This window comes from Rhodopseudomonas palustris (genome assembly GCF_003226555.1).
In the GTDB taxonomy this organism is placed as follows: Bacteria; Pseudomonadota; Alphaproteobacteria; order Rhizobiales; family Xanthobacteraceae; genus Rhodopseudomonas; species Rhodopseudomonas palustris_I.
Window position 1 is genome coordinate 1,465,104 of the sequence record NZ_QKQS01000023.1, and the last position, 24,179, is coordinate 1,489,282.

Sequence of the window (24,179 nt, forward strand, 5' to 3'; positions counted from 1 at the left end):
GCAGCAAGCTGCGCCTGCCGCGCCACCTTCTCCCCGCGCGCGGGGAGAAGGAACATCAGCCCAGCGCGGTGGCCTCCACACCCTCTACATCTCGCCGCTCAAGGCGCTCGCGGTCGATATCGCGCGCAATCTGGAGGCGCCGATCGCGCAGATGAAGCTGCCGATCCGGGTGGAGACCCGTACCGGCGACACCCCGGTGTCGCGGCGGACGAGGCAGCGGCGCAATCCGCCGGACATCCTGCTGACGACACCGGAACAACTCGCGCTGCTGCTCGCCTCCGACGACGCGCCGTATCTGTTCGGCAGCCTGCGGCGGATCGTGCTCGACGAATTGCACGCGCTGGTGACGTCGAAGCGCGGCGATCTGCTGTCGCTCGGCTTGGCGCGGCTTTGGCGGATCGCCCCGCATCTTCGCGCCATCGGCCTGTCGGCGACGGTGGCTGATCCGGACGAACTCGCCCGTTTCCTGGTGCCGCAGCCGGACGGCGAAGCGGTGTCGGCGGAGATCGTGGTGGCGACCGGCGCCGCGCCGGCGGTGGTCGAGATGCTCGACACCAAGGAACGGCTGCCGTGGGCCGGGCACTCGGCGCGCCATGCGCTGCCGGAGATCTACGATCTGATCCGGCGCAACACCACGACGCTGGTGTTCGTCAACACCCGCAGCCAGGCCGAGATGCTGTTTCAGGAGTTGTGGCGCATCAACGACGACAATCTGGCGATCGCGCTGCATCACGGTTCGCTCGACGTCGGCCAGCGCCGCAAGGTCGAGGACGCGATGGCGGCTGGCCGCTTGCGCGGCGTGGTGTGTACCTCCTCGCTCGACCTCGGCGTCGACTGGGGCGATGTCGATCTCGTCGTCAATGTCGGCGCGCCGAAAGGGTCGTCGCGGCTGATGCAACGCATCGGCCGTGCCAACCACCGCATCGACGAGGCCTCGCGCGCGGTGCTGGTGCCGGCCAATCGCTTCGAAGTGCTGGAATGCGCTGTGGCGATCGACGCGGTGGCCGAGAACGCGCAGGATACCCCGCCGCAACGCAAGGGCGCGCTCGACGTGCTGGCCCAGCATATTCTTGGCTGCGCCTGCGGCGAGCCTTTCTTCGCCGATGCTCTCTACGCGGAGATTCGCAGCGCTGCGCCCTATGCGGATCTGTCGCGCGCCGACTTCGACGACACGCTCGATTTCGTCGCCAGCGGCGGCTACGCGCTCAAGAGCTACGAGCGCTTCGCCAAGATCAAGCAGGACAAGCAGGGCCGCTGGCGTGTCGCTAACCCAAAGGTGCGCCAGAGTTATCGCCTCAATGTCGGCACCATTGTCGAAGAGGCGATGCTGAGGGTGAAGCTGGTGCGTTCGTCGCGCTCCAAAGGCGGCGGCGCCACCGGTGCGATCGCGCGCGGCGGCCGGATGCTCGGACAGATCGAGGAGGGCTTCATCGAGGGTCTGACGCCCGGCGACACTTTCGTGTTCGGCGGCGAGGTGGTGCGCTACGAGGCGCTGATGGAGGATCAGGTCTACGTCTCGCGCGCCCACGACAAGGACGCACGGGTGCCGTCCTACATGGGCGGCAAGTTTCCGCTGTCGACCTATCTGGCCGAACGCGTCCGCGGGCTGCTCGCCGACAAGCGGGCGTGGAAGGGCTTGCCCGATCAAGTCCGCGACTGGCTGGCGCTGCAGACCAAGGCCTCACAGGTTCCGGCGCGGCGCGAACTGGTGATCGAGACGTTCCCGCGCGCCGCCAAATATTATCTTGTCTGCTATCCGTTCGAGGGCCGGCTGGCGCATCAGACGCTCGGCATGCTGCTGACGCGGCGGCTGGAACGCGCCCGCGCCCGGCCGCTTGGTTTCGTCGCGAATGAATATGCGCTGGCAGTGTGGGGACTTGCCGACGTGTCGCAGATGATCCGGCAGGGCCGGCTCGATCTCGACGCGCTGTTCGATCCCGACATGCTCGGCGACGACCTTGAAGCCTGGCTCGCCGAGTCGGCGCTGATGAAGCGCACCTTCCGCAACTGCGCAATCATCTCCGGCCTGATCGCACGGCGGTTCGCCGGCGAGGAGAAATCACGGCGGCAGGTGCTGTTCTCGACCGATCTGGTCTACGATGTGCTGAACAAGCATCAGCCCGACCACGTGCTGCTGCGCGCCGCCCGCGCCGCCGCCGCCACCGGGCTGCTCGATCTGCGCCGCCTCAGTGATATGCTGATGCGAATCAACGGGCGTATCGTCCACAAGGAACTCGACCGGGTGTCGCCGCTGGCGGTGCCGGTGATGCTGGAAATCGGCCGCGAAGCCGTGTACGGCGAGGCCTCCGACATCCTGCTCGCCGAAGCCGCCGACGACCTGGTGCGCGAGGCGATGGGATCTTCGTAGGATGGGTTGAGCGCAGCGAAACCCATCGCACGCGCGCATTGAATCGATGGGTTTCGCTTCGCTCAACCCATCCTACGGGTGGATTGTTTTGCTGGCAGACCGCGCTTCGAACGAACTGGAAGAGGTGCCTGTTGTCACCATCGCCGGCGTGACGCTGGTCGCCGATCTGGCGGGGGCCCTGTATTGGGAAGACGAGCGGCTGCTGGTCGTTTCCGATCTGCATCTGGAGAAAGGCTCGAGCTTCGCGCTGCGCGGCGTGCTGCTGCCACCTTACGACACCGTGGCGACGCTCGGCCGGCTGGGCGCGGTGATCGCGCGGTTCGATCCGAAGGTGGTGATCGCGCTCGGCGACAGTTTTCATGACCGCGACGCGCACGGCCGGCTGTCGCCCGCCAATCGCGATATCCTGGGCGCGCTGCAGGCACGGCGCGATTGGATCTGGATCGCCGGCAATCACGACCCGGAGCTGCCGTGCAGTCTCGGCGGCAGCGTTGCCAGCGACGTTGCGATCGGGATGCTCGCATTCCGCCACGAGCCGACCGGCGCGACCGGCGAGATCGCCGGCCATCTGCATCCCAAGGCGCGGGTCAGCCGTCGCGGCCGCAGCATCGAGCGGCGCTGCTTTGCCGGCGACGGGATGCGCGTGGTGATGCCGGCGTTCGGCGCCTATACGGGGGGCCTCAACATTCGCGATGCCGCTTTCGCGCGATTGTTCGGCGGCGCGGCCTTCACCGCCCACGTGCTCGGCGACAACCGCCTCCACGCCATCGCCGCCGCGCGGTGCTGCTGATCCCACACCTTCTCCACGAGTCATTCCGGGGCGCGCGAAGCGCGAACCCGGAATCTCTCTTTGCAATAATCTCGGGTTTCCGGGTTCGCTTGCTACGCAAGCGCCCCGGAATGACGGCGAGGAAGAAGGATCACACCGCCTTGGCGTGAAGCTGGTCGCAGAATTCGGCCAGCGTTTCGGCGAGACGCTGTGTCGCCGGGCTGGCTTGCGGGGCGGCGATCAGCGCCAGCTCGGTGCGGTCGATCGGCGGAAAGCCGTCGCGCGCGGTGAGCTTCTGGTGATCGGCTTGGATCGAAATTTCCGACAGGATCGACAGGCCGAGTCCGGCCGCCACCGCGGCCTGAATGCCGGCGAGGTTTGAACTGCTATACGCCATGTGCCAGCGCCGCCCGGTGGCCTCGATCGCGTGGATGGCGCGGGTGCGATACAGGCAGCCGCCGGGGAAGAAGATCAGCGGCAGGCTGTCGGCCTTGGCGTTGCAGGGGTGGCTCTTGCTGTTCACCCAATACACCCGCTCCGGCCACACCGCGACCGCGCCCTGTCCGCCGGCCTCGCGTTTCAGCAGTGCCAGATCGAGGTCGCCGCGTGCGAGATCTCGCTTCAGATTGAGGCTCTGGTCGGCGCGGACATCGAGCCGCAGACCGGGCCGCGCGCGGGAGAAACTGCCGAGCAGCCGCGGCAGCCGATACAGCGCGAAGTCTTCCGGAATCCCGAGCCGTACCGCGCCCTCGGTGGTCGGCCGGCCCACGACGTCGCGTGCCTCTTCGGCGAGTGCAAGGAGGCGCCGTGCGTAGGACAAGAGCCGCTCGCCGGCCTCGGTCGGCAGCACTTCCTTGCCGCTGCGGTCGAGCAATTGCTGGCCGAGGTCGTCTTCCAGCCGCTTGATCTGCTGACTGACGGTCGACTGGGTCTTGTGCACGCGTTCGCCGGCGCGGGTGAAGCCGCCGGCCTCCACGACCGAGACGAAGCTGCGCAGCAATTCGAGGTCGAGCATCGCAAAGGCCGCCATTCAAAAATCCACTGAGATCTATCCTATCATTTAATTTCCAGATGACAACGCGAGCGCCTAGATCGGAGGGGTCTTCAGGAGGCCACCGATGTCCCTCGCGCCCACCACCTCGCTCGCGACCCCCGGCTTCAACACCCGTCCGCTGCAGATCGCGCTGTTCTGCGCGCTGTGGAGCTTCGCCTTTGTGGCCGGCAAGGCCGGTGTCGCCGATTGTCCGCCGCTGATCCTGCTGGCCGGCCGGTTCACCCTCGCCGGCGTGCTGATTCTCGGACTGTCCGTGCTGATGCGCGAGCAGTGGAATCTGCGCCCGCGCGACGTCGCGCTGTGCGCGCTGCTCGGCATCATCAACAACGCGCTGTATCTCGGCCTCGGCTATGTCGGCCTGCAGACCGTCTCGGCCGGCATCGGCGGACTGATCGTCAGCGCCAATCCGGTCTTCACCGCAGTGCTGGCGGCGCTGGTGCTGCACGAGGCGCTGACCTGGCGGAAGGTTGCCGGCCTAGTGCTCGGCGTTGCCGGCGTCGCCTTCATCGTCTGGCACCGCATCGCGATCGGCACCGAGGCGTGGCACGGCATCGGCTTCACGCTGGCCTCACTGGCGTCGATCGTCGCCGGCACCATCCTGTTCAAGCGGCTGGCGCCGCAGGGCAGCCTGTGGATCGGCAACGGCATCCAGAATCTCGCCGCGGGACTAGTGCTGACGCCGCTGGCGTTTTCTCTGTGGAGCGTCAGTGACATCGTGCCAAGCTGGCGGCTTGCGGGTGCCTTCGCGTTTCTGGTGTTCGGCGGCTCGATCGTTGCCTACTGGTTGTGGTTTCGCTTGCTGACTCTATACGGCGCGACCGCCGCCAGCGCCTGGCACTTCGTGATGCCGCCGCTGGCGATGCTGTTCGCCTGGCTGGTGCTGGGTGAAGCGATCGACCTCCGCGATCTGCTCGGTGTGATCCCGGTCGCAATAGGCATCTATCTGGTGACGCGACCGGCCAAGAGAGTTGTGCTGGCGGAGTGATCAGCCGGCTTGTTCCGTTGCCGGAACCGGCCGGCGTCGGCTACGTTGTGGTCGAGATCGGCGAGCCGGGGACCGAACGTGAAGAACAACGCCAAAGGCGCCGTCGAACATCCTGATTTCATCACGCCGGCACGCGGCGACGTCCCCAAGGTCCAGCGGCTCGAGAGCTTCCGGCTCCGCGGCTTCTTCAAGACACTCGGACCGGGCCTGATCACCGGCGCCTCCGACGACGATCCGTCCGGCATCGGCACTTACAGCCAGGCGGGCGCGCAGCTCGGCTATGGCATCAGTTGGACGATGCTGCTGACCTTCCCGCTGATGGTGGCGATTCAGGAAATCTCCGGCCGGGTCGGCCGAGTCACCGGTCATGGCATCGCCGGCAACGTCTGCCGGCACTATTCCGGCAAACTGCTGGCGGCGATCGTCGCGCTGCTGTTCACCGCCAACACCATCAACATCGCCGCCGACCTCGCCGCAATGGCCGACGCCACCAAGCTTTTGATCGGCGGTCACCCGCTGCTCTATGTGGCGGCGTTCGGCGGGATTTCGGTGTTGGCGCAGATCTTTTTCGACTACACGCGCTACGTTTCGGTACTGAAATGGCTGACGCTGTGCCTGTTCGCCTATGTCGGCGCGCTGGCGGTGGCGAAAGTGGACTGGCCTGAGGCCGCGGCCGGCGTGCTGATTCCGCACCTCACCTGGAGCAGCGGTTATCTCACCACCATCGTGGCGATCTTCGGCACCACCATCTCGCCCTATCTGTTCTTCTGGCAGGCCTCGCAGGAAGCCGAGGATGAGCGGATCGACCCGCACAAGAAGCCGCTGACGAAATCGCCGCAGGACGCTCCGCGGGAGTTCCAGCGCATCCGCGCCGACACCATCGTCGGCATGGCGTTCTCGAACTTGATCGCGCTGGCGATCATCATCACGGCGGCCGCGACCCTGCACGCCAGCGGCCGCACCGACATCGAGACCTCGGCGCAGGCCGCCGAGGCGCTGAAGCCGATCGCCGGTCCGTTCGCCGAATGGATCTTCGCACTCGGCATTGTCGGCACCGGCCTGCTGGCGATCCCGGTACTGGCCGGTTCGGCGGCCTATGCGGTCGGCGAGGGCCGGCGCTGGCCGGTCGGGCTGGCGCGCAAGCCGAAGCAGGCGGTGGCGTTCTACAGCGTGCTGGCGCTGTCGGCGGTACTCGGCGTCGCCATCAATTTCGCGCCGATCAATCCGATCTCGGCGCTGTATTGGAGCGCGGTGATCAACGGCGTACTCGCGGTGCCGGTGATGGTGCTGTTGATGCTGATCGCGCGGCGCCGCGACGTGATGCACCGGTTCATCGTGCGTGGTCCGCTGTATTGGCTCGGCTGGCTGTCGACCGCCGCGATGGGGCTGAGCGTCGTGGCGATGGCGGTGGGGTATCTGGTGTAGGGGCCGCCCCACGCCGGTCATTCCGGGGCGCAGGCAAAGCCTGCGAACCCGGAATCTCGATGTCGTGGTGAACCGAACAGTGCTCTGAATCTCCGGATTCCGGGTTCGCTCGCTACGCGAGCGCCCCGGAATGACGCGAGGGGCGGGTTAGTCGCGTCGGAACACGACCGATGCCATCCAGCCGGTCGCCAGCGCCATCAGCGCGGTAACCAGGCCGTAGATGATGCCGTGCTGGCGCGCCGCGGTGGCGACGAACTGTTCGAAGCCGATCTTGGCGATTTCGAACGAGGTATCGGTCTCGGCGAGCAGTTCGCCGGCCGCGAACAGCTTGATCGAGATGTCGTAGCTGCCGATCGGAACTTCGGCCGGAAGCGGAATTCCGGTGCGGAACAGCGTCGGGGTGAGGAATTTCACCGCGGCGGTGTCCTCGCGATACAGCTTGCGGTTTTCCAGGAGCCGGACGAAGGCCTGGCGGAATTGGTCGTCGGCGACGACGTCGGCATAGTCGGTTCCGATCCGCTGGGTCAGCAGCACATGGTTGATGCCGAGCTGCTGCCGCCGCCGCACCTCGAGCGGTGCGATCGCGTCGATCGGCCGATTGGCGAACACCGCCAGATAGCTCGGCACCATCAGGAACTCGCGCGAGTCGGTGTTGATCCAGATCCCGAACTTGCGCTCCTTGCGCCGCGTCACCATGCTGGCGCGGGGACCGAGCACGGTGATCACCAGATCGTATTTGGCCTGGTCGGCGAAGGCCGGATGGTCCTTCTCGATCGCGCCGAACAGCACCAGTTCGCCGCCCGAATAGTTCGGGGTCACGGTGACGCGGGCGTTGGACACCGACACGATCAGCCGCTCGGCGGCGGCCGGCGAGGCGAACGCCAGCATCAGCGCCAGCAGTCCGGCGGCGGGGACGCGGAGCGATGCGATCCGCCGCGGCATTACGTCGGGCCCAGTTCGCGCAAGGTGAACAGCTCGGCGGGCCGGATGCCGAGTTCGATCGCGAACCGGATGCCGACCGCCAGCACCAGCAGGCCGAGCAGAAGTCGGAGCTGTTCGCCGCGGATGCGCTGGCCGGCGCGGGCACCGAACTGCGCGCCGGCGACGCCCCCGATCATCAGGATCAGCGCCAGCACCGCATCGACCAGATGGCTGGTGGCGGCATGCAGCACGGTGGCGATCAGCATCGTCACCAGGGTCAGCACCATCGAAGTGCCGACCACCGTGCTGGTCGGCACCCGCAGCAGATAGATCAGCATCGGCACCAGGATGAAGCCGCCGCCGACGCCCATCACGGCGCCGATGAAGCCGATCAGCACCCCGATCGCGATCACCGGGAGCACCGACAGATAGATTTTGGAGCGCTTGAACCGCACCTTGAACGGCAGCGCGTACAGCCAGTTGCGGTTGCCGGACCGGCCCGCCAGCGCGACCTCGCCGCGGTTGGTGCGGCGGATCGCGCGGATGCCTTCATACACCATCAATCCGCCGACAGCGGTCAGCAGCACCACGTAGGATACCGCGATCACCAGATCGAGCTGACCGACCGCGCGCATCAACACAAAGAACCAGACGCCGAGCCCGGTGCCGGCGATGCCGCCGCAGAGTAAGAAGAAAGCGAGCAACGGATCGATCGCGCGGCGCCGCCAGTACGACAGCGCACCGGAGAACGACGAGGCCGCCATGTGGCTGGTCACCGAGGCCACCGCCACGGCCGGGGCGATCCCGATGAAGATCAGCAGCGGCGTCATCAGGAAGCCGCCGCCGACGCCGAACATCCCGGACACGAACCCGACCGCGGCGCCCATCGCCAGCACGAGCAGGACGTTGACCGGAATATCGGCGATCGGGAGATAAAGCTGCACGCAGGGTTCGCTTTGGAGTTCTCGCTGGCAAAACAGCAATCTCGCCGAAGCGGACAACCGGTTCGGCGTGGAGATGCTCGATGAGTCGACCGGGCGCGAATCCGAGCCGCCCAGCCGAGCCCCGCGGTCGCGGGATGCGCGGCAGACGGCGGTCGATCCGAACCGCACTCCTGCATAGCCGAAATTAGTTCGCGCCGGGATTCCTGAATCTGTCGCGGCCGGGATTTTTTCGTCCCGGCCGCGACGGCGCCGTCCAACCGGCGAACAACGAAGGTTAGCGCGCTGCGCGTTTCGCCGAGCTGTGCTTGCTCGCGGCGGTGGGCTGATCGTCCCAGCCGCCGGCCGGAGCCGCCACCTTCACCGCGGAGTCGGGCTGCGGCTCGGGCGTGAAGGTCTGGACCGCCAGTTTGGCGGCTGCCAGCGATTGCGGGTCGAGCCGCTTGCCGACATCGTCGCGCTTGCGGGCGGCGTCCTCGTCGCCCTGAGCGGCGGCGAGGGTGAACCACTTGTACGACTCGGCGAGGTTCTGATCGACGCCGATGCCGCGGGCGTACAGGATGCCGAGATTGAATTGGCTGTCGGTGACGCCACGTTCGGCGGCCTTGCGGAACCAGGCGGCGGCGGTCCGATAGTTCGCGCCCTTGCTGCCGCCGTCGGCGTACAGCACCGCCAGATTATGCATGGCCTTGGCGTTGCCGCGGTCGGCGGCGGTCGAATACAGCTTGCGAGCCATATCGAGATCTTTCTTCACGCCCAGCCCCTTCTCGTAAAGGGTGCCGATCCGGAAGACCGCCGGCGTCACGCCGGCATCTGAGGCGCGCTGATACCACTTGGCCGCTTCGTCGTAGTTCACCGGCACGCCTTTGCCCTCGGCGTAGCGGAGGGCGACCTCGTAGGCCGCAGCGGCGTCGCCTTTCAGAGCAGCCTTGCGCAGCACTGGGCCGCCGATGGCATCGGGCAGGCGCTCGGTCGCCGGGATCGCGACGGTGCCGAATTTCTCCGCTGGAGCGCTCGGCGACGCCGCCGGAATCGTGCCGGTGATGTCGTTGGCAGCGCTCGTCGCTGCAGGCTCGGCCTGCGGCGCAGCCTGAGGCGTATACAGCGATTGCCGCTCGACCGGAGTCGGCGATATCATCGACGGCGGGGGCGTCAATGGCGCGACCGGCGGTGGCGCGGCAGGTTCGGTCGGATCGGAGCTGGTCTCGTCCGCTGGCGCGTTCAGCTTCTCCGGCGCCGGTGCCGGTGTGGGCTTCGGCGTACCGACGCTGGCGACCGGCGGCGCATCGCCGCTGTCGAACAGCTTCATCGCCATGTGGAAGCTGGACAGCACGATCACCACGACGCTGGCGCCGACCAACAGCGATTTGACCTTGGAGCCGAGCGGCGAACCCGGCGTGCTGCCGTCCGGATCCGGCTTATCGCCGTCCTGCTTCGGCTTGCCGGCCTTGGCTTTGGCACCGCCGGAGCTGGCGGACGCCGCCGCCTGCGCGGCGCGGCGCGCCGCGGCGATGAAACTGGTGGCATTGGCCGGCTCGGGTTGCGCCGGTGCGATTGCGCCGAGCGCGCTCTCGGACGCGGCAATCCGTTCCGACGGCGACGCCGCGCGGGTCGGCGGCTTGGTGCCGGGTTCGAGCGGATGATCCGGCGGCAAAGTGGACGCGCGCCGCGGCGGTTGCGGCACGGCGATCGCCGGCTCGACCCTGGCGGGCTGCTGCGGGCCGGCGGCCGGCTCGTGCAAATCATGGAAGGCGCGCGGGCTGTGTGCCGGCGCGGCCGGAGCAGGAGCGGCGGGGGCTTTGGCGGCGCTGAACTCGCGCGGGGCCGCGGCGAACGGTTCGGCGGCCGGATTGACCATCTCCGGCTGCGGCTGCTGGATCGGTGCGGCCGCAGCGGGAGCGGGCGCGGCCGGAGGGGGCGCGATCGGGGCGGCGGCGAGGAAAGCAGGCTTGGCCGGCTCCGGCTCAGGGGCCGGCGGCGGCGCCAGCGGCGGAGCGGCACGGGCGGTGCGCAGATCGCCTTCGATCATCGCAAGCCGGTCGACGACGTGGCCGAGGGTGTTGTGCACCGCCTCGAGCGAATCCTGGGTGTGGCGATCGGTCTCCGACTGGCTAAAGCGCATGTCGGAGAGTTCGCGCTTGATGGTGTCGACGAAGCTCGGATCGAGCGCCGGCGCCGGGCTGCGGTCGGCTTCGGTCAGCATCGCAAATTGCGATTGCTGCCGCTCCAGCATGCGCAGGATGTCGTGCAGACCTTCCTCGACCCGGCCGAGATTGGCGCTGCCGCCACGCTGCTCGGTCGCGGCTTCCATCCGCTCCAGCAGATGCGCGACCCGCTGTTCCAGATGCGCGAATGCCGACTGGTTGTCGTTGCCGATCGGCAGATGGTCGATCCGCTCCGACAGCGCACGCACTGCGCTTTCAAGCTGTTCGGTAGACTCGCTCGGAGCGGGGCGCTCGCGGCTCTCCAGCGCCGTGGTCAGCGCCGAGATGCGCTGCTCCAGCGCTGCAAACGAGATGCTGTGGCTGTCGGCCTGGGCCAACTGCTCGATCTTTTCGCCGAGCGTGTGAACGTTGGCGCTGAGCTGCGCCAGCGCTTCGTTGGAGGCGACGTTGGAAACGATCCCGCGCAGCGCCCCGATGGCGTTTTCGAGCTGCTGCACCGTGCCCGGATCGTCGGCGTTGCGGACGATCATGTCGATCTTGCCGCCGAGATTGCGGATCGCCTCGTCGAAGCCAGCGAGCTGTTCGGCCGGCGTCAGCGAGCGCAATGCGCCGTGAATTTCGCCGAGGGCGCGCTCGATCCCGGCAACCATCTCGCTGTCGCTGCCGTTGGCGCGGCTTTCGTCGAGCCGCTGCGCCAACGACCGGATCTCGCCTTCCAGCGACTCGATCGCCTTGCGCGGCATCGCCTCGGTGATGGTCTGGCGGATCTCGGCGAGCTCGCTGCGGAATGCGGCGATCGATTGCTCGACCTTGTCGGAACGCTGCAGCGCGTCGATCTGGCTGGTGATCTTGTGGAGCTGCTGCTCCAGGCTGGAAAAGTCCGGCCCGACAGGTGGTGGCGGAGCCATTGCGGGCGCAATCGGCGGCGCAAACGAAGCCGGCTGCCGCGGCATCCGGCTCGCGGCAGCATCGAGCTCGCTCTGCCGCGCCGCGATTTCGGCAACCGCCTTGTCGAGCGCATTCGGATCGAGCGTCGGGGAAGGATAGACGTGCGCGGCGGCGCGCTCGACGCGGTCCGTTGGCGTCTGCGGCGGCACTGCGGCGGATTCGGTCGGCTGCGACGCCTGCTTCGGCTCGGTGATCCGCGCCAAGCGGGCGTCGAGCCGCGAGATGGCGTCGTTCAGTTGCCGCGCAACCGGCGGTTCGCTACGCGCCGGGGTGCGGGAAATCCGATCGATCTGGCGGGCGATGGTGTCGAGTCGCTGGTGGATCTCGGCGACTTCGCTGGCGCTGCGTTCCGGCATCGCCGGCCGGCTGGGAATGTGCGAGTGATCGGCCGCCGGCTGCGGCGCAGCTTCACCGAGCTGAGCATTGATCCAGTCGGTGAGCGACAGCCCGGCGCGCTTCGCGGCGGCCTCGGCCTTCTCGCGCACTGACGGCTCGATCTCCTCGATACTCCACGACACGCGATTCATGCTTTTGTCCGCACCCGAGCCGGCTCACAGCCGCGCCTGCAAACGTTCCGCGTTCCGGTCGAGCGAACATCGACACGACGCGGGAGTCTGCTTCTGGGGTGACTTTTTCCCGTTAGGGTAAATACCGAGTTAAGGAACGCGGCGGCTCGGGATGAAACTTAACGATCGAGGCGAAAACCGCCTTTTCCAGTGGTTTTCCGGGGCATTGAGCGCACGCGGAGCACCCAATGCTACCGCCGGCGTCGCTAACTGCCGGCGCGGGTGAACAGCGCGCTGAGGTCGTCGATGTCGGATTCCGTGACCGCATTGAGCGCGGGGTTCATCACCGCGCTCTGGCCGATATAGGCCCAGTACAGGAACTCCGCCCGCGGGCGGGCGTGACGGCTTTCGACCCCGGCTTCGATCATCAGCTTGGAGAGATATTCGACCCGCCGGGCGTCGACCGAAGCGACCATCGCAGCGGCAGCCGGATCGGTGGCCGCGAGCTCGCGGATGGCGCGGTCGAGGCTGCGGTCCTCGTTGAAGGCGAGCTTCATCAGATGTGTCAGCCGTGCGGGGCCGACGATCGCCGCATCGATGTCGCGGAACACCTGCTCGGTGACCCGCTCCTTCCACAGCTGCAACAGCTGGGTCCGGAAATCGGTCGCGTCCTTGAAGTGCCAGTAGAAACTGCCGCGCGAGACGTCCAAGCCGGCGGCCAGATCGCCGACTTTGAGCGCATTGGCGCCGTGTCGGGCGAGGGTGCGTAGCCCATGGGCGAGCCAGTCCGCACGCGTCAGCCGGTCTTTGGTATCCGAATCCATGCTCCCACCATACACGCGTGTATTGACACGGCCAAGCCACGCCATTAGATGCCATTCAGAGGTGTATGGAGATGATCTGGCAGGCTGCCGTGTTGCGGCCGCTGGAAATCGTCACATCGGAGGAGCGCTCGTGCACGCCATGTTGGTCCTGCGGCCGATGGTCGACCTGTTCCGATCCGCCATCCCGGTGCTTCGCGGAAATTTGAAGACCTGCCGGCGCCCGCGCGCGCCGCGGCGTCATCGCGCTTGATGTCGCGACCGATGATGGTCGAACATCCGCCCCGTCTCGTGTCTTCCTCGCAATTTTACCGCAACGATCTGGAGAGCGACTGATGGCCTTGAAAGGGCTCGACGCCTGGTATGCGTTCATGAAGTCCCACGACGCAGCGGCGCTGTGGGATTTGCTGCATCCGGATGCGGTGTTCGAAAGCCCGGTGGTTCACACCCCGCAGGCCGGCCGCGATATCGTGTTCAAGTACCTCAAGGGTGCCGAGAAGGTCCTGGGCGGCCCGGGCTTCACCTATGTGGGCGAATGGCGCAGCAATAATGGCGCGGTCCTCGAATTCGAAAATGTGATCGACGGCATCAAGATCAACGGCGTCGACATCATCACATTCGCCGACGACGGGCGTATTACCCACTTCAAGGTCATGGTAAGACCCCTGAAAGCGATCAACCTGTTGCATCGTTTGATGGGAGAACAGCTGGCGCAGAACTAACCGCGCCGGCGGCTGGTCGAATTCATCTCGCCGTCGTCTGAAGTTGGTTCAGGCGGCGCATACTTCACACCTGATCCCGATCGAGAGACCCGCATGACGATCTACAAGGCCCCGGTTGAAGAAGTCGGCTTCCTGCTCAACGACGTTTTTCAGTTCGATCGCTACAACAATCTGCCCGGGTTCGCCGATGCCGCTGCCGACGTGCGCGACGCGATCATCAACGAGGCGGCCCGGCTGAGCGAGGAAGTGCTGCATCCGCTCAACGCGGTCGGTGACCACGAAGGCTGCACCCGTCACGACGACGGCAGCGTCACGACGCCGAAGGGCTTCAAGGACGCCTACAAGCAGATCGCCGAAGGCGGCTGGATGGGCTTGTCGTCGCCGACCGAATATGGCGGCCAGGGGCTGCCGATCACGCTGACCCAGACGGTGCAGGAATTCCTGAACTCCGCCAACATGGCGTTCGCGATGTACCCGGGCCTGACCATGGGCGCGGCGGCGGCGCTGACGGTGCACGGTTCGCCGGAGCAGAAACAGACCTATCTGCCCAAGATGGTGTCCGGCGAATGGACCGGCACCATGAACCTCACCGAGCCGCAGTGCGGCACCGATCTCGGCCTGCTGCGCACCAAGGCAGTGAAGCAGGCGGACGGCAGCTACAAGATTACCGGTACTAAGATCTTCATCTCGGCCGGTGAGCACGACATGGCCGATAACATCATCCATCTGGTGCTGGCGCGGATCGAAGGCGCGCCTGCCGGCATCAAAGGTATTTCGCTGTTCGTGGTTCCGAAATTCCTGGTCAACCCGGACGGCACCGTCGGCTCCCGCAACGGCGTGATGTGCGGCTCGATCGAGCACAAGATGGGTATTCACGGCAACGCCACCTGCACGATGAACTACGACGGCGCCACCGGCTGGCTGGTCGGCGAAGAGAACAAGGGCATGCAGGGCATGTTCGTGATGATGAACGAGGCTCGCCTCGGCGTCGCCGTGCAGGGCCTGGCGCAGTCGGAAGTCGCGTATCAGAACGCCGTCGAATACGCCCGCGAGCGGCTGCAGGGCCGCGCGCTGTCGGGGCCGAAGGCGACCGACAAGCCGGCCGATCCGATCATCGTGCATCCCGACATCCGCCGCGCGCTGCTGACGATGCGTTCGTTCAACGAGGCGGCCCGCGCGCTGGTGCTGTGGACTGCGCTGAAGAGCGACGTCGCGCATCGCTCCAGCGACGCCAAGGAGCGCCAGGCCGCCGACGATCATCTCGGCCTGATGACGCCGGTGCTGAAGGGCGTGCTGACCGACGGTGGCTTCGCCAACGCGGTCGCGGCTCAGCAGGTCTATGGCGGCCACGGCTACATCGCCGCCAACGGCGTCGAACAGTTCGTCCGCGATGCCCGCATTGCGATGATCTACGAAGGCGCCAACGGAATTCAGGCGCTCGACCTGGTCGGCCGCAAGCTGCCGCGTGACGGCGGTCGCGCCGTGATGGCATTCTTCGCCGAGGTCGGCGCCTTCGCCAAGGAGCACGGCGGCGACGAGGCGATGAAACCCTTCGTGGCGCCGCTGTCGACCTCGCTCGGCCACCTGCAGAAGGCCACCACCTGGCTGATGATGAACGCGATGGCGCAGCCCGACAACGCCGGCGCCGCCGCCACCGACTACATGCATCTCTTCGGCCTGGTGGCGATGGGCTACATGTGGGCCAAGATGGCCAAGGTGGCGCAGGACAAGATCGCGGCCGAGGGAGCGACGCCCTATCTGACCAGAAAGCTGGTCACCGGCCGGTTCTTCGCCGAGCGGATGCTGCCCGAGACCGCGCTGCGGCTGACCCGGATCGAAGCCGGCTGCGGCACGCTGATGGAACTGCCGGCGGAAGCGTTCTGACATCGACACTGCCGTCATCCCCGCGAAGGCGGGGATCCAGTAAGCCGGGCGCCGGCGGTTTGATCGCCAGCGCCGTGATGACTGGATCGCCCGGTCGAGCCGGGCGATGACTCCTGAAAGAGCATCGCGTCACATTTTTATCGAGGGAGGTCCCATGCCCGAAGCCTATATCTACGATCACGTTCGCACCCCGCGCGGCCGCGGCAAGGCCGATGGCTCGCTGCACGAGGTGACCGCGCTGGCGCTCGCCACGGTGCCGCTGAAGGCGCTGAAGGAGCGTAACAACATCAAGAAGGACGTGGTCGACGACGTGGTGATGGGCGTGGTCGATCCGGTCGGCGAAGCCGGCTCGGACATCGCGCGTTTCGCGGCGATGAACGCCGGCCTCGGCGAAGCCGTCCCGGGCATCCAGATCAGCCGGTTCTGCGCCTCGGGCCTCGACGCGGTGAACTTCGCCGCAGCGCAGATCATGAGCGGCCAGCACGAGCTGGTGATCGGCGGCGGCGCCGAATCGATGAGCCGCATCGGCATCGGCGCTTCGGGTGGCGCCTGGCCGATGGATCCGTCGATGGCGGTGCCGTCCTACTTCATGCCGCAGGGCGTGTCGGCCGACCTGATCGCCACCAAATACGGTTTCTCGCGCGACGACGTCGACGCCTACGCGGTGCGCAGCCAGCAGCTCGCCGCGAAGGCTTGGGACGAGGGCCGGTTCGACAAGTCGGTGGTGCCGGTGAAGGACATCAATGGCCTCACCATCCTGGCCAAGGACGAGCACATGCGCCCCTCGACGACGATGCAGTCGCTGGCGCAGCTGCAGCCGTCGTTCGCGCCGATCGCGGCGATGGGCGGGTTCGACGCGGTGGCGATTCAGTCGCACCCCGAAGTCGAGAAGGTCAACTACGTCCACCATGCCGGCAACTCGTCGGGCATCGTCGACGGCGCCGGCGCGGTGCTGCTCGGCAGCAAGGAAGCCGGTGAGAAGCACGGCTTGAAGCCGCGCGCGAAAATCCGTGCCTTCGCCAATATCGGCTCGGAGCCGGCGATGATGCTGACCGGTCCGGTCGATGTCACCAACAAGCTGTTCGAGCGCTCCGGCATGAAGAAGAGCGACATCGATTTGTTCGAGCTCAACGAGGCGTTCGCCTCGGTGGTGCTGCGCTACATGCAGGCGTTCGAGATCGACAACGACAAGATCAACGTCAATGGCGGCGCGATCGCGCTCGGCCATCCGCTCGGCGCCACCGGCGCGATGATCCTCGGCACCGTGCTGGACGAGCTGGAGCGCACCGGCAAGGCGACCGCACTGGTGACGCTGTGCATCGGCGGCGGCATGGGCACCGCCACCATCATCGAGCGGGTGTGATCACTTGATATTGCCGCGGGCCGTGCAACGCGCGCGGGCCTGCTCCCTCCCCCCTTGCGGGGGAGGGGAGAAGAACATCAACCGCCGCGCCGCAACGGCTGCTGGCATCGAAGGAGCTAATCAGATGGCCTTCCAGAATTTCAAAGTCGAGACCGACGCAGACGGCATCGCGCTCGTCACCTGGGATCTGCCCGGCAAGTCGATGAACGTGCTCGACGCCAAGACGATCGAGGAACTCGGCGCGATCGCGGAAGCGACCTCCAAGGATGCCGCGGTCAAGGGCGTGGTGATCACCTCGGCCAAGGAGGCGTTCTGCGCCGGCGCCGATCTGTCGATGCTGGAAGGCATGAACCAGCAGTTCGCCCAGATCCGGAAAGACAAGGGCGAAGAAGCCGCGCAAAAAATGCTGTTCGACGAGAGCCGCAAGCTGTCGCAGATCCTGCGCGGCATCGAAACCTGCGGCAAGCCGTGGGTCGCGGCGATCAACGGCCTGGCGCTCGGCGGCGGCTTCGAAGTCACGCTGGCCTGCCATTACCGCGTCGCGGCCGACAATCCGAAGACCCGGCTCGGCCTCCCCGAGATCAAGGTCGGCCTGTTCCCGGGCGGCGGCGGCACCCAGCGGATTCCGCGCATCGTCGATCCGCAGAGCGCGATGACCATCCTGCTCAAGGGCGATCAGCTCAAGCTCGACAAGGCCAAGGCGCTGAAGCTGGTCGACGCCGTGGTGCCGGCGGCCGACCTGATCAAGACCGCCAAGGATTGGATCAAGAACGGCGGCAAGGCGGTGGCGCCGTGGGACGAAAAGGGCTTCAAGCTGCCCGGCGGCCCGGTGTTCTCCAAGCAGGGCATGATGATGTTCCCGGCCGGCAACGCCATCTATCGCCGCGAGACCTACGACAACTATCCGGCGGCCCGCGCGATCATGAGCTGCGTCTATGAGGGCCTGTTGGTGCCGATCGACGTCGCACTGCGGATCGAGTCGCGCTACTTCGCGCATGTGCTGCAGACCAAGGAAGCGGCCGCGATGATCCGCAGCCTGTTCCTGTCGATGCAGGAGCTGAATAAGGGCGCGCGTCGTCCGCAGGGCGTACCGCCGACCAAGGTCAAGAAGCTCGCCATCATCGGCGCCGGCTTCATGGGCGCCAGCGTTGGCTACGTCTCGGCCAAGGCCGGCATCGAGGTGGTGCTGATCGACCGCGACCAAGAGAGCGCCGACAAGGGCAAGGCGCATTGCCAGTCGGTCATTGACGGGCTGATCAAGAAGGGCCGCGCCAAGGAGGCCGACCGTGACGCGCTGATGTCGCGCATCACCGCGACGCCGGACTTCAATGCGATCTCGGATTGCGACCTGGTGATCGAAGCGGTGTTCGAGGATCGGAAAGTGAAGGCCGAGACCTACGCCAAGGCGCAGCCGCTCTTGAAGGAAGGCGCGATCTTCGCCTCCAACACCTCGACACTGCCGATCAACTCGCTGGCCGAGGAGTTCAAGGACCAGTCGAAGTTCATCGGCATCCACTTCTTCTCGCCGGTCGAGAAGATGATGCTGGTCGAAGTCATCGTCGGCAAGAACACCGGCGACACCGCGCTCGCGACCGCGCTCGACTACACCCGCCAGATCGGCAAGACCCCGATCGTGGTGAACGACAGCCGCGGCTTCTTCGCCAACCGCTGCGTGCTGCGTTTCACCGCTGAAGGCCTCGAGATGCTGATGGAAGGCGTCCCGGCGCCGATGATCGAGACCGCCGCCAAGATGGCCGGCATGCCGGTCGGCCCGCTGTCGCTGGCCGACGAAGTCGCGCTCGATTTGATCCTCAAGATCATGAAGGCGACCGAAGCCGATCTCGGCGAACAGGCGGTCGATCAGCAGCAGAAGAAGCTGATGGTCGAACTGGTCGAGAAGCAGGGCCGGTTCGGCCGCAAGAACGGCAAGGGCTTCTACGTCTATCCGGAGAAGGGCAAGGGGCAGAAGAGCCTGTGGGACGGCATCGCCGCGCTGCAGCCGAAGCACCTCGACCCCGACACCATCGATGTCGAAGAGCTGAAGCAGCGCTTCCTGGCGGTGCAGGCGGTGGAAGCGGCGCGCACGGTCGAGGACAACGTCATCGTCGATCCGCGCGAGGCCGATGTCGGCTCGATCCTCGGCTTCGGCTTCGCGCCGTTCACCGGCGGCACCTTGAGCTACATCGACTTCATGGGGACGAAGGAGTTCGTGGCGCTGTGCCACAAGCTCGAGGGCAAATACGGCTCGCGCTTCACCCCGCCGAAGCTGCTCGAAGACATGGCCAAGACCGGCGACACCTTCTACCACCGCTTCGCCCCGAAGAAGCAGGCGGCGGCGTAAGCCCTGCAACCGCTTCACAAAGCACAGTGCTGACCTCTCCCCGCGCGCGGGGAGAGGTCGGATTGCGCAGCAATCCGGGTGAGGGGGCGTCTCCAGGTGGCCGAAACTCAGTGCCCGCGTCGCCCCTCACCCCAACCCTCTCCCCGCAAAGAGCGGGGCGAGGGAGCTCCCTGCTGGTGGGGCGAGGCCTTCGCTTCGTCAAATGGACGAAAATGAAACGGGCCGGCTCATCGCGATCCGGTCTCTTTTGTTTTCGTCGTACTCTTCCCTCGTCATTGCAAGCGAATCTGGCTCACTCGGTGTCGCGCCTCGGCACGCCTGTCAACCGGCCGACATGGCGGCTCGATAGCGTGGCTTCGATTGTCTGCTGATGGAAGTACAGTGCCTCGGGCGACGTCGGGATCATCGCTACCCAAGTTCTTCCTGCGGGCGGTCAGCGTTCCGGCCGGCGTGCTCGCCGCATGTCTCTGGCTGGCCGCTCCAATTGCGAGCCGTGCAGCGTCGCTAGTGGTGGACGCCGCCGATGTCGTTGCGGAAAGCGAGAGCGGAGACGATCTTGCGGTCGTGAAGAGCATTTTCCAGGGCGCTCATGCGCCCCATGATTTCGCCTCGCTGGCGCCGATCGGCCCGATACTCGCCGACCTGAAGATGAAGCGGATGCGGATTCTCCACGCCGACGTCTACAGCGACCTCGACGTCGCCGGAAACTTCATGCCGAGCCCGCCCGGCACGTGGGACAACCTGACGTCTCAGATCGACTGGGCTGTTCAGAACGGGCTTTCGCTGCATGTTCCGCTCGCCTTGCACATGCCGGCCAGCTTCGTTGCCTACGGCCCGGGAGAAACCTGGCCGCAGGCCATCGTCGACCGCTACAAGTCCTACGCCCGGCAGCTCGTCAGATATGTGGTGAAACGGGCGTTCGACGGCGGTGCCGCGTCCGTGACGTTCGAAGTCAGCAACGAGCTCGACGTCGCCGACGAAACGCCTTTGCACTACCAGGATTGGCTCGCCTGGTTCGCCCAATGCGGCACGTCCTGTTCGGCGGTCGCCAACCCGGTCGTGCTCGGCTATCTGCCGCTGGGGCCGTGGGGGCGCGCGTTGTGGTGGATCGACCCGGCCACCTACGATCTCGCATACCCGGAGATCTGGGGCACCGGTGGCTATCCGTTTCCGGGCGACCCGCGCCGCCTGACCCGAAACATCGCGCCGATGCAGAAGATCTACTGCGACGCCGTCGCCGATGTCCTGGCCGATCAGCCGTTGATGTCGAACTACCCGGGCAGGACGATTGCGGTCGCCGGGCCGGCGTTTGCCGGCAACAGCTTTCGATCGGCGGAGGACCCGGCGACCCGCACCGAACGGCCGACGCTGGAGGAACAATTCATCGCACAGATGTTCGATCCGAACGCCGCCGGGGGGCAGTTCAACGTGTCGGCGCTGAACTACGTCTCGTTCCACTATTATGGCGATTTTCGCAACGGCTGGGATGGTCCCACCACGTCGTTGAGATACGTTGCGACGCGGCTACGCGAGAAATTGGCGGCGGTCGGGCGCGGTGAGGTCAATCTGTTCGTGTCGGAGTGGGGCCCCCGAGCCGACGAAACCACCGACATCAATTATTCGCATAAGGGCGCGGCCTGGGCGGCGGCGTTCCTGGCCGAAGCCGTTGCCAGCAAGATCGCGCTGGGTTCGTATTTGCAGTACACCGACGCAGTTGGCCAAGCCGCAACCGGATCGATCGCAATCGCCAGTCTGGTGCACAAGCTCGACGGCGTGTATCACCCGAAGCCACCAGCCAACGTCTTCCAGATGGTCGCGATGATGTCGGGGGCGCGCAGGCCGGTATCGGGTTTGTCGGAGAGCAACCCGGATATCGGCGCCATCGCCTCCAGCGATGCGAATTCCGCCGGTGTCCTCGTCTTCAACTACAATCCCGACTTCAACGACACGGCGCAGGATTTCACCGTCGAGCTGCGCCGGCTGCCGTTCGCCGGCCGCGAGGTCACCATCGAGCGCTATCTGATCGATGCCCGGACCAGCAATCTGCAGGCCTTTCTGGCGCTCCCGAGCCACCCGCCTCCGGACCTGCAGCGCGTCGAACGATTCACCGCGCAGGTCGATTCCATGGGTGTTCTGACATTGCCGCCGCGCACGCTCGGTCTCGGTGTCAGCTTCTGGCGGGTCACCGACTAGAATCGGTCGACGATCCGGAGAGCCCGATGATGGAACGGCCCTCCGGTCGCCGCCAATCTCACGCCTTCTGTAGCAGGCCTTCCCGCTGCATGGCTTCCTGCACCTTCGGCCGCGCCGCGACGCGGGCCTTGAAGGCGGCGAGGTTGGGGTAGGGGGTAAGGTCGATCTTCATCCGGTCGCACCAGCTCAGGATCACGAACAGATAGCCGTCGGCCACCGTGAACGAGGAGCCCATCAGGTAGTCTTTGCCGGCGAGCTGCTTGTCGACGTAGCCGAGGTGGCGGGCGATGCGGTCCTTGAAGAAGGTCTTCGCCTCGTCGTTCAGTGTCGGGGCGAACAGCGGGCCGAAGCTCTTGTGCAGGTCGGTCGAGATGTAGTTCAGCCATTCCTGCAGCCGGTAACGCTCCATCGTCCCGGCCTTCGGCGCCAGCTTGCCGGAGCCTTCCTGGTCGGCGATGAACTGCACGATCGCCGGGCCCTCGGTCAGCACCGATCCGTCGTCGAGGCCGAGCGCCGGCACCGAGCCCTTCGGGTTGATCGCGCCGTAGTCGTCGCCGGTCTCCAGCTTCTTGGCCCGGATGTCGACCTTGACCAGGTCGAACGGCAGGCCGGCTTCGCTGAGGGCGATATGCGGCGACAATGAACAGGCGCCGGGCGAATAATACAGCTTCATGGGCGGTTCCTCGGGGTGGGATTGGATTTGCGGCCGCGGGCGATTAAATGCCGGTGCATGGGCAAGTCAAGATTGATGCACCTGCATACACTGCGCTACAGTCGCCGCGGATGGACGAGTCGATGAAACGCAAGCCGTCGACCGAGGCGACTGCCGCCTGGGTCCGCCTGATGCGGGTCCGGAGCCGGGTGTTGGACGCTGTCGAACAGGATCTGAAAAAGGCGGGCTTCCCGCCGCTGGCGTGGTACGACGCGCTGCTCGAACTGGCGCGCGCGCCGGGCGGAGAGATGCGCCCGGTCGAGCTCGAAAAGCAGATGCTGATCCCGCAATACTCCACCTCGCGCCTGGTCGACCGGCTGGTCGACGAGGGCCTGGCGGTGCGCCGTGAATGTCGCAGCGACAAGCGCGGCCAGTTCGTCGAAATCACCGAGGCGGGGCGCGAGTTGCAAAAGAGGATGTGGACCGCCTATTCGGCGGCGATCGAAAAGCACGTCGGTTCGAAATTGTCCGATGCCGACGCCGCCGATTTGTGCGGGCTGCTCGACCGGCTCGGCTGCTCGTGTGACGGCTCTGCCGCTGCGCTCGATGCGCGAGACACCGCAGTCTCGCGATGATAAACGACTCTCGCTTCGCGTTCGCGGTTGCTTCCCGCCGCGGTTTCCACCACCTGGCGTCGCCCGATCTCGCGCGCTTCTTCCGGACTGCCCATGGCGCGTGACCAACTCGATATGACCCCGCTGAATTCGCGCGACGAACTGGTCGCGTGGCTGGAAGCGGGCGTAAAATCGCCGGCCGAATTCCGTATCGGCACCGAGCACGAGAAGACCCCGTTCACGCTGGAAGGGCATCACCCGGTGCCCTACGAGGGCGCGCGCGGCATCGGCGCTCTGCTCGACGGTATGCAAATCCTGCTCGGTTGGGAGCCGATCATGGAGGGGCCGCACATCATCGGGCTGCACGACGTGACCGGCGGCGGTGCGATCTCGCTGGAGCCGGGTGGACAGTTCGAACTGTCCGGCGCGCCGGTGGAGACCGTGCACCAGACCCATGCCGAACTGATGGCGCATCTTTCCCAGGTCCGGGAGGTCGCCACCCCGCTCGGCATCGGCTTCCTCGGCCTCGGTCTGACGCCGTCGTGGTCGCGCAGCGACATCCCGGTGATGCCGAAGGGCCGCTACAAGATCATGACCAACTACATGCCGAAGGTCGGCTCCTACGGCCTCGACATGATGTACCGGACCTGCACGGTGCAGACCAATCTCGACTTCTCCTCCGAAGCCGACATGGTCAAGAAGCTGCGGGTGTCGCTGGCGCTGCAGCCGGTCGCCACCGCGCTGTTCGCGAATTCGCCGTTCACCGAGGGCAAGCCGAACGGCCTGCTGTCGTTCCGCTCCGAGATCTGGCGCGACACCGACAATGATCGCTCCGGCATGCTGCCCTGGGCGTTCGAGGACGGCATGGGGTTCGAGCGCTGGGTCGACTACGCGCTCGATGTGCCGATGTATTTCGTCAAGCGCGGTGACGACTACATCGACGTCGCCGGATCTTCGTTCCGCGACTTCTTCGACGGCAACAACGACATGCTGCCGGGGCAGCGTCCGACGCTGTCGGACTGGGCCAACCATCTGTCGACGATCTTCCCCGAGGTGCGGCTGAAGCGGTATCTCGAAATGCGCGGCGCCGACGGCCAGCCATGGGGTCGGCTGACCGCCCTGCCGGCGTTCTGGGTCGGCCTTTTGTACGATGACGCCAGCCTTGATGCTGCCTGGGACATGGTCAAAGGCTGGACCGCCGAGGAGCGCCAGGTGCTGCGGGACGAGGTGCCACGGCTCGGCTTCAAAGCGAAGATCGGCAACCGCTTCCTGTTCGAGGTTGCCAAGGATTGCTTGGTGCTGGCGCATGCTGGGCTGCGCCGCCGCGGGCGGATCGACGGTTCCGGCCTCGATGAATCGCGGCATCTGGCGCCGCTCGACCACATCCTCGACAGCGGTCGCACGCCGGCCGAAGAAATGCTCGAGAAGTATCATGGCGTCTGGCGCGGCTCGGTGGAGCCGGCCTACGACGAATACGCGTTCTGAACGCTGGCGGACCAAGGCCACG

The 24,179-nt window shown here is 66.2% G+C and carries 17 protein-coding genes; 11 read left to right on the forward strand and 6 right to left on the reverse strand.

The features are described 5' to 3' along the window. Both DNX69_RS19325 and pdeM read left to right on the forward strand, forming a co-directional pair. Positions 1 to 2,368: ligase-associated DNA damage response DEXH box helicase (locus DNX69_RS19325; protein WP_234827009.1), on the forward strand; the 2,368-nt coding region annotated here is incomplete at its 5' end. Between the two features lie 115 nt (positions 2,369 to 2,483). Beyond that, on the forward strand, positions 2,484 to 3,158 hold the full coding sequence (gene pdeM / locus DNX69_RS19330; protein ID WP_110787722.1) for a ligase-associated DNA damage response endonuclease PdeM: 675 nt from the start codon (positions 2,484 to 2,486) through the stop codon (positions 3,156 to 3,158). Positions 3,159 to 3,288: 130 nt separating this feature from the next. On the opposite strand, the gene DNX69_RS19335 is transcribed toward pdeM, so the two are convergent. Beyond that, positions 3,289 to 4,152, reverse strand: a complete 864-nt coding sequence (locus tag DNX69_RS19335; RefSeq protein ID WP_110787723.1) for a LysR family transcriptional regulator — start codon at positions 4,150 to 4,152, stop codon at positions 3,289 to 3,291. Between the two features lie 103 nt (positions 4,153 to 4,255). Between DNX69_RS19335 and DNX69_RS19340 the strand changes: the two genes are divergently transcribed. Then, complete coding sequence (locus tag DNX69_RS19340; protein WP_110787514.1) at positions 4,256 to 5,176, forward strand: DMT family transporter; 921 nt, start codon at positions 4,256 to 4,258, stop codon at positions 5,174 to 5,176. 120 nt (positions 5,177 to 5,296) lie between these two features. Then, entirely contained in the window at positions 5,297 to 6,601 is a 1,305-nt protein-coding gene (locus DNX69_RS19345; protein ID WP_425327316.1) for an Nramp family divalent metal transporter, read from the forward strand. A gap of 147 nt (positions 6,602 to 6,748) precedes the next feature. Here the strand turns inward: DNX69_RS19345 and DNX69_RS19350 are convergent, their stop codons facing one another. The 4 genes from DNX69_RS19350 to DNX69_RS19365 all read right to left on the reverse strand — a co-directional run bounded on the left by DNX69_RS19350 (position 6,749) and on the right by DNX69_RS19365 (position 12,906). Further along, on the reverse strand, positions 6,749 to 7,543 hold the full coding sequence (locus tag DNX69_RS19350; RefSeq protein ID WP_110787516.1) for a TIGR02186 family protein: 795 nt from the start codon (positions 7,541 to 7,543) through the stop codon (positions 6,749 to 6,751). After that, positions 7,543 to 8,466, reverse strand: a complete 924-nt coding sequence (locus DNX69_RS19355; RefSeq protein ID WP_110787517.1) for a sulfite exporter TauE/SafE family protein — start codon at positions 8,464 to 8,466, stop codon at positions 7,543 to 7,545. Before DNX69_RS19355 ends, DNX69_RS19350 begins: the two co-directional genes overlap by 1 nt. Positions 8,467 to 8,740: 274 nt before the next feature. Beyond that, positions 8,741 to 12,103 (reverse strand): tetratricopeptide repeat protein, encoded by a 3,363-nt coding sequence (locus DNX69_RS19360; RefSeq protein WP_110787518.1) that lies wholly within the window; start codon positions 12,101 to 12,103, stop codon positions 8,741 to 8,743. A gap of 245 nt (positions 12,104 to 12,348) precedes the next feature. Then, entirely contained in the window at positions 12,349 to 12,906 is a 558-nt protein-coding gene (locus DNX69_RS19365; protein ID WP_110787519.1) for a TetR/AcrR family transcriptional regulator, read from the reverse strand. A gap of 332 nt (positions 12,907 to 13,238) precedes the next feature. Here DNX69_RS19365 and DNX69_RS19370 point away from each other — a divergent pair, with 332 nt between their 5' ends. The 5 genes from DNX69_RS19370 to DNX69_RS19390 all read left to right on the forward strand — a co-directional run bounded on the left by DNX69_RS19370 (position 13,239) and on the right by DNX69_RS19390 (position 21,406). Beyond that, a complete protein-coding gene (locus DNX69_RS19370; protein WP_110787520.1) occupies positions 13,239 to 13,625 on the forward strand; it encodes a nuclear transport factor 2 family protein in 387 nt (128 codons plus the stop codon). A 93-nt stretch (positions 13,626 to 13,718) separates the two neighbouring features. Beyond that, positions 13,719 to 15,509 (forward strand): acyl-CoA dehydrogenase C-terminal domain-containing protein, encoded by a 1,791-nt coding sequence (locus DNX69_RS19375; RefSeq protein ID WP_110787521.1) that lies wholly within the window; start codon positions 13,719 to 13,721, stop codon positions 15,507 to 15,509. 154 nt (positions 15,510 to 15,663) lie between these two features. After that, positions 15,664 to 16,872 carry an acetyl-CoA C-acetyltransferase gene (locus DNX69_RS19380; protein ID WP_110787522.1) on the forward strand — a complete coding sequence of 403 codons (1,209 nt, stop codon included), beginning with the start codon at positions 15,664 to 15,666 and terminating at the stop codon, positions 16,870 to 16,872. Between the two features lie 124 nt (positions 16,873 to 16,996). After that, a complete protein-coding gene (locus tag DNX69_RS19385; protein WP_110787523.1) occupies positions 16,997 to 19,213 on the forward strand; it encodes a 3-hydroxyacyl-CoA dehydrogenase NAD-binding domain-containing protein in 2,217 nt (738 codons plus the stop codon). A 564-nt stretch (positions 19,214 to 19,777) separates the two neighbouring features. Next, positions 19,778 to 21,406: a hypothetical protein gene (locus DNX69_RS19390; protein WP_133256029.1), complete on the forward strand. Its 1,629-nt coding sequence runs from the start codon at positions 19,778 to 19,780 to the stop codon at positions 21,404 to 21,406. Positions 21,407 to 21,464: 58 nt separating this feature from the next. Here the strand turns inward: DNX69_RS19390 and gstA are convergent, their stop codons facing one another. Further along, a complete protein-coding gene (gstA, locus tag DNX69_RS19395) occupies positions 21,465 to 22,079 on the reverse strand; it encodes a glutathione transferase GstA (RefSeq protein ID WP_110787525.1) in 615 nt (204 codons plus the stop codon). 122 nt (positions 22,080 to 22,201) lie between these two features. Here gstA and DNX69_RS19400 point away from each other — a divergent pair, with 122 nt between their 5' ends. Together DNX69_RS19400 and DNX69_RS19405 are read left to right on the forward strand one after the other, a co-directional pair. After that, positions 22,202 to 22,693 (forward strand): MarR family winged helix-turn-helix transcriptional regulator, encoded by a 492-nt coding sequence (locus tag DNX69_RS19400; RefSeq protein ID WP_110787724.1) that lies wholly within the window; start codon positions 22,202 to 22,204, stop codon positions 22,691 to 22,693. A gap of 93 nt (positions 22,694 to 22,786) precedes the next feature. After that, a complete protein-coding gene (locus DNX69_RS19405; protein WP_110787526.1) occupies positions 22,787 to 24,157 on the forward strand; it encodes a glutamate--cysteine ligase in 1,371 nt (456 codons plus the stop codon). Positions 24,158 to 24,179: the final 22 nt, after the last annotated feature.

Excerpts from the sequence above, each read along its gene's own strand:
- DNX69_RS19370 (WP_110787520.1), top strand. The coding sequence starts at position 13,239 with ATGGCCTTGAAAGGGCTCGACGCCTGGTATGCGTTCATGAAGTCCCAC.
- DNX69_RS19405 (WP_110787526.1), top strand. The coding sequence starts at position 22,787 with ATGGCGCGTGACCAACTCGATATGACCCCGCTGAATTCGCGCGACGAA.
- DNX69_RS19340 (WP_110787514.1), top strand. The coding sequence starts at position 4,256 with ATGTCCCTCGCGCCCACCACCTCGCTCGCGACCCCCGGCTTCAACACC.
- DNX69_RS19365 (WP_110787519.1), bottom strand. The coding sequence starts at position 12,906 with ATGGATTCGGATACCAAAGACCGGCTGACGCGTGCGGACTGGCTCGCC.
- DNX69_RS19380 (WP_110787522.1), top strand. The coding sequence starts at position 15,664 with ATGCCCGAAGCCTATATCTACGATCACGTTCGCACCCCGCGCGGCCGC.
- DNX69_RS19335 (WP_110787723.1), bottom strand. The coding sequence starts at position 4,152 with ATGCTCGACCTCGAATTGCTGCGCAGCTTCGTCTCGGTCGTGGAGGCC.
- gstA (WP_110787525.1), bottom strand. The coding sequence starts at position 22,079 with ATGAAGCTGTATTATTCGCCCGGCGCCTGTTCATTGTCGCCGCATATC.
- DNX69_RS19350 (WP_110787516.1), bottom strand. The coding sequence starts at position 7,543 with ATGCCGCGGCGGATCGCATCGCTCCGCGTCCCCGCCGCCGGACTGCTG.
- DNX69_RS19385 (WP_110787523.1), top strand. The coding sequence starts at position 16,997 with ATGGCCTTCCAGAATTTCAAAGTCGAGACCGACGCAGACGGCATCGCG.
- DNX69_RS19375 (WP_110787521.1), top strand. The coding sequence starts at position 13,719 with ATGACGATCTACAAGGCCCCGGTTGAAGAAGTCGGCTTCCTGCTCAAC.
- DNX69_RS19400 (WP_110787724.1), top strand. The coding sequence starts at position 22,202 with ATGAAACGCAAGCCGTCGACCGAGGCGACTGCCGCCTGGGTCCGCCTG.
- DNX69_RS19360 (WP_110787518.1), bottom strand. The coding sequence starts at position 12,103 with ATGAATCGCGTGTCGTGGAGTATCGAGGAGATCGAGCCGTCAGTGCGC.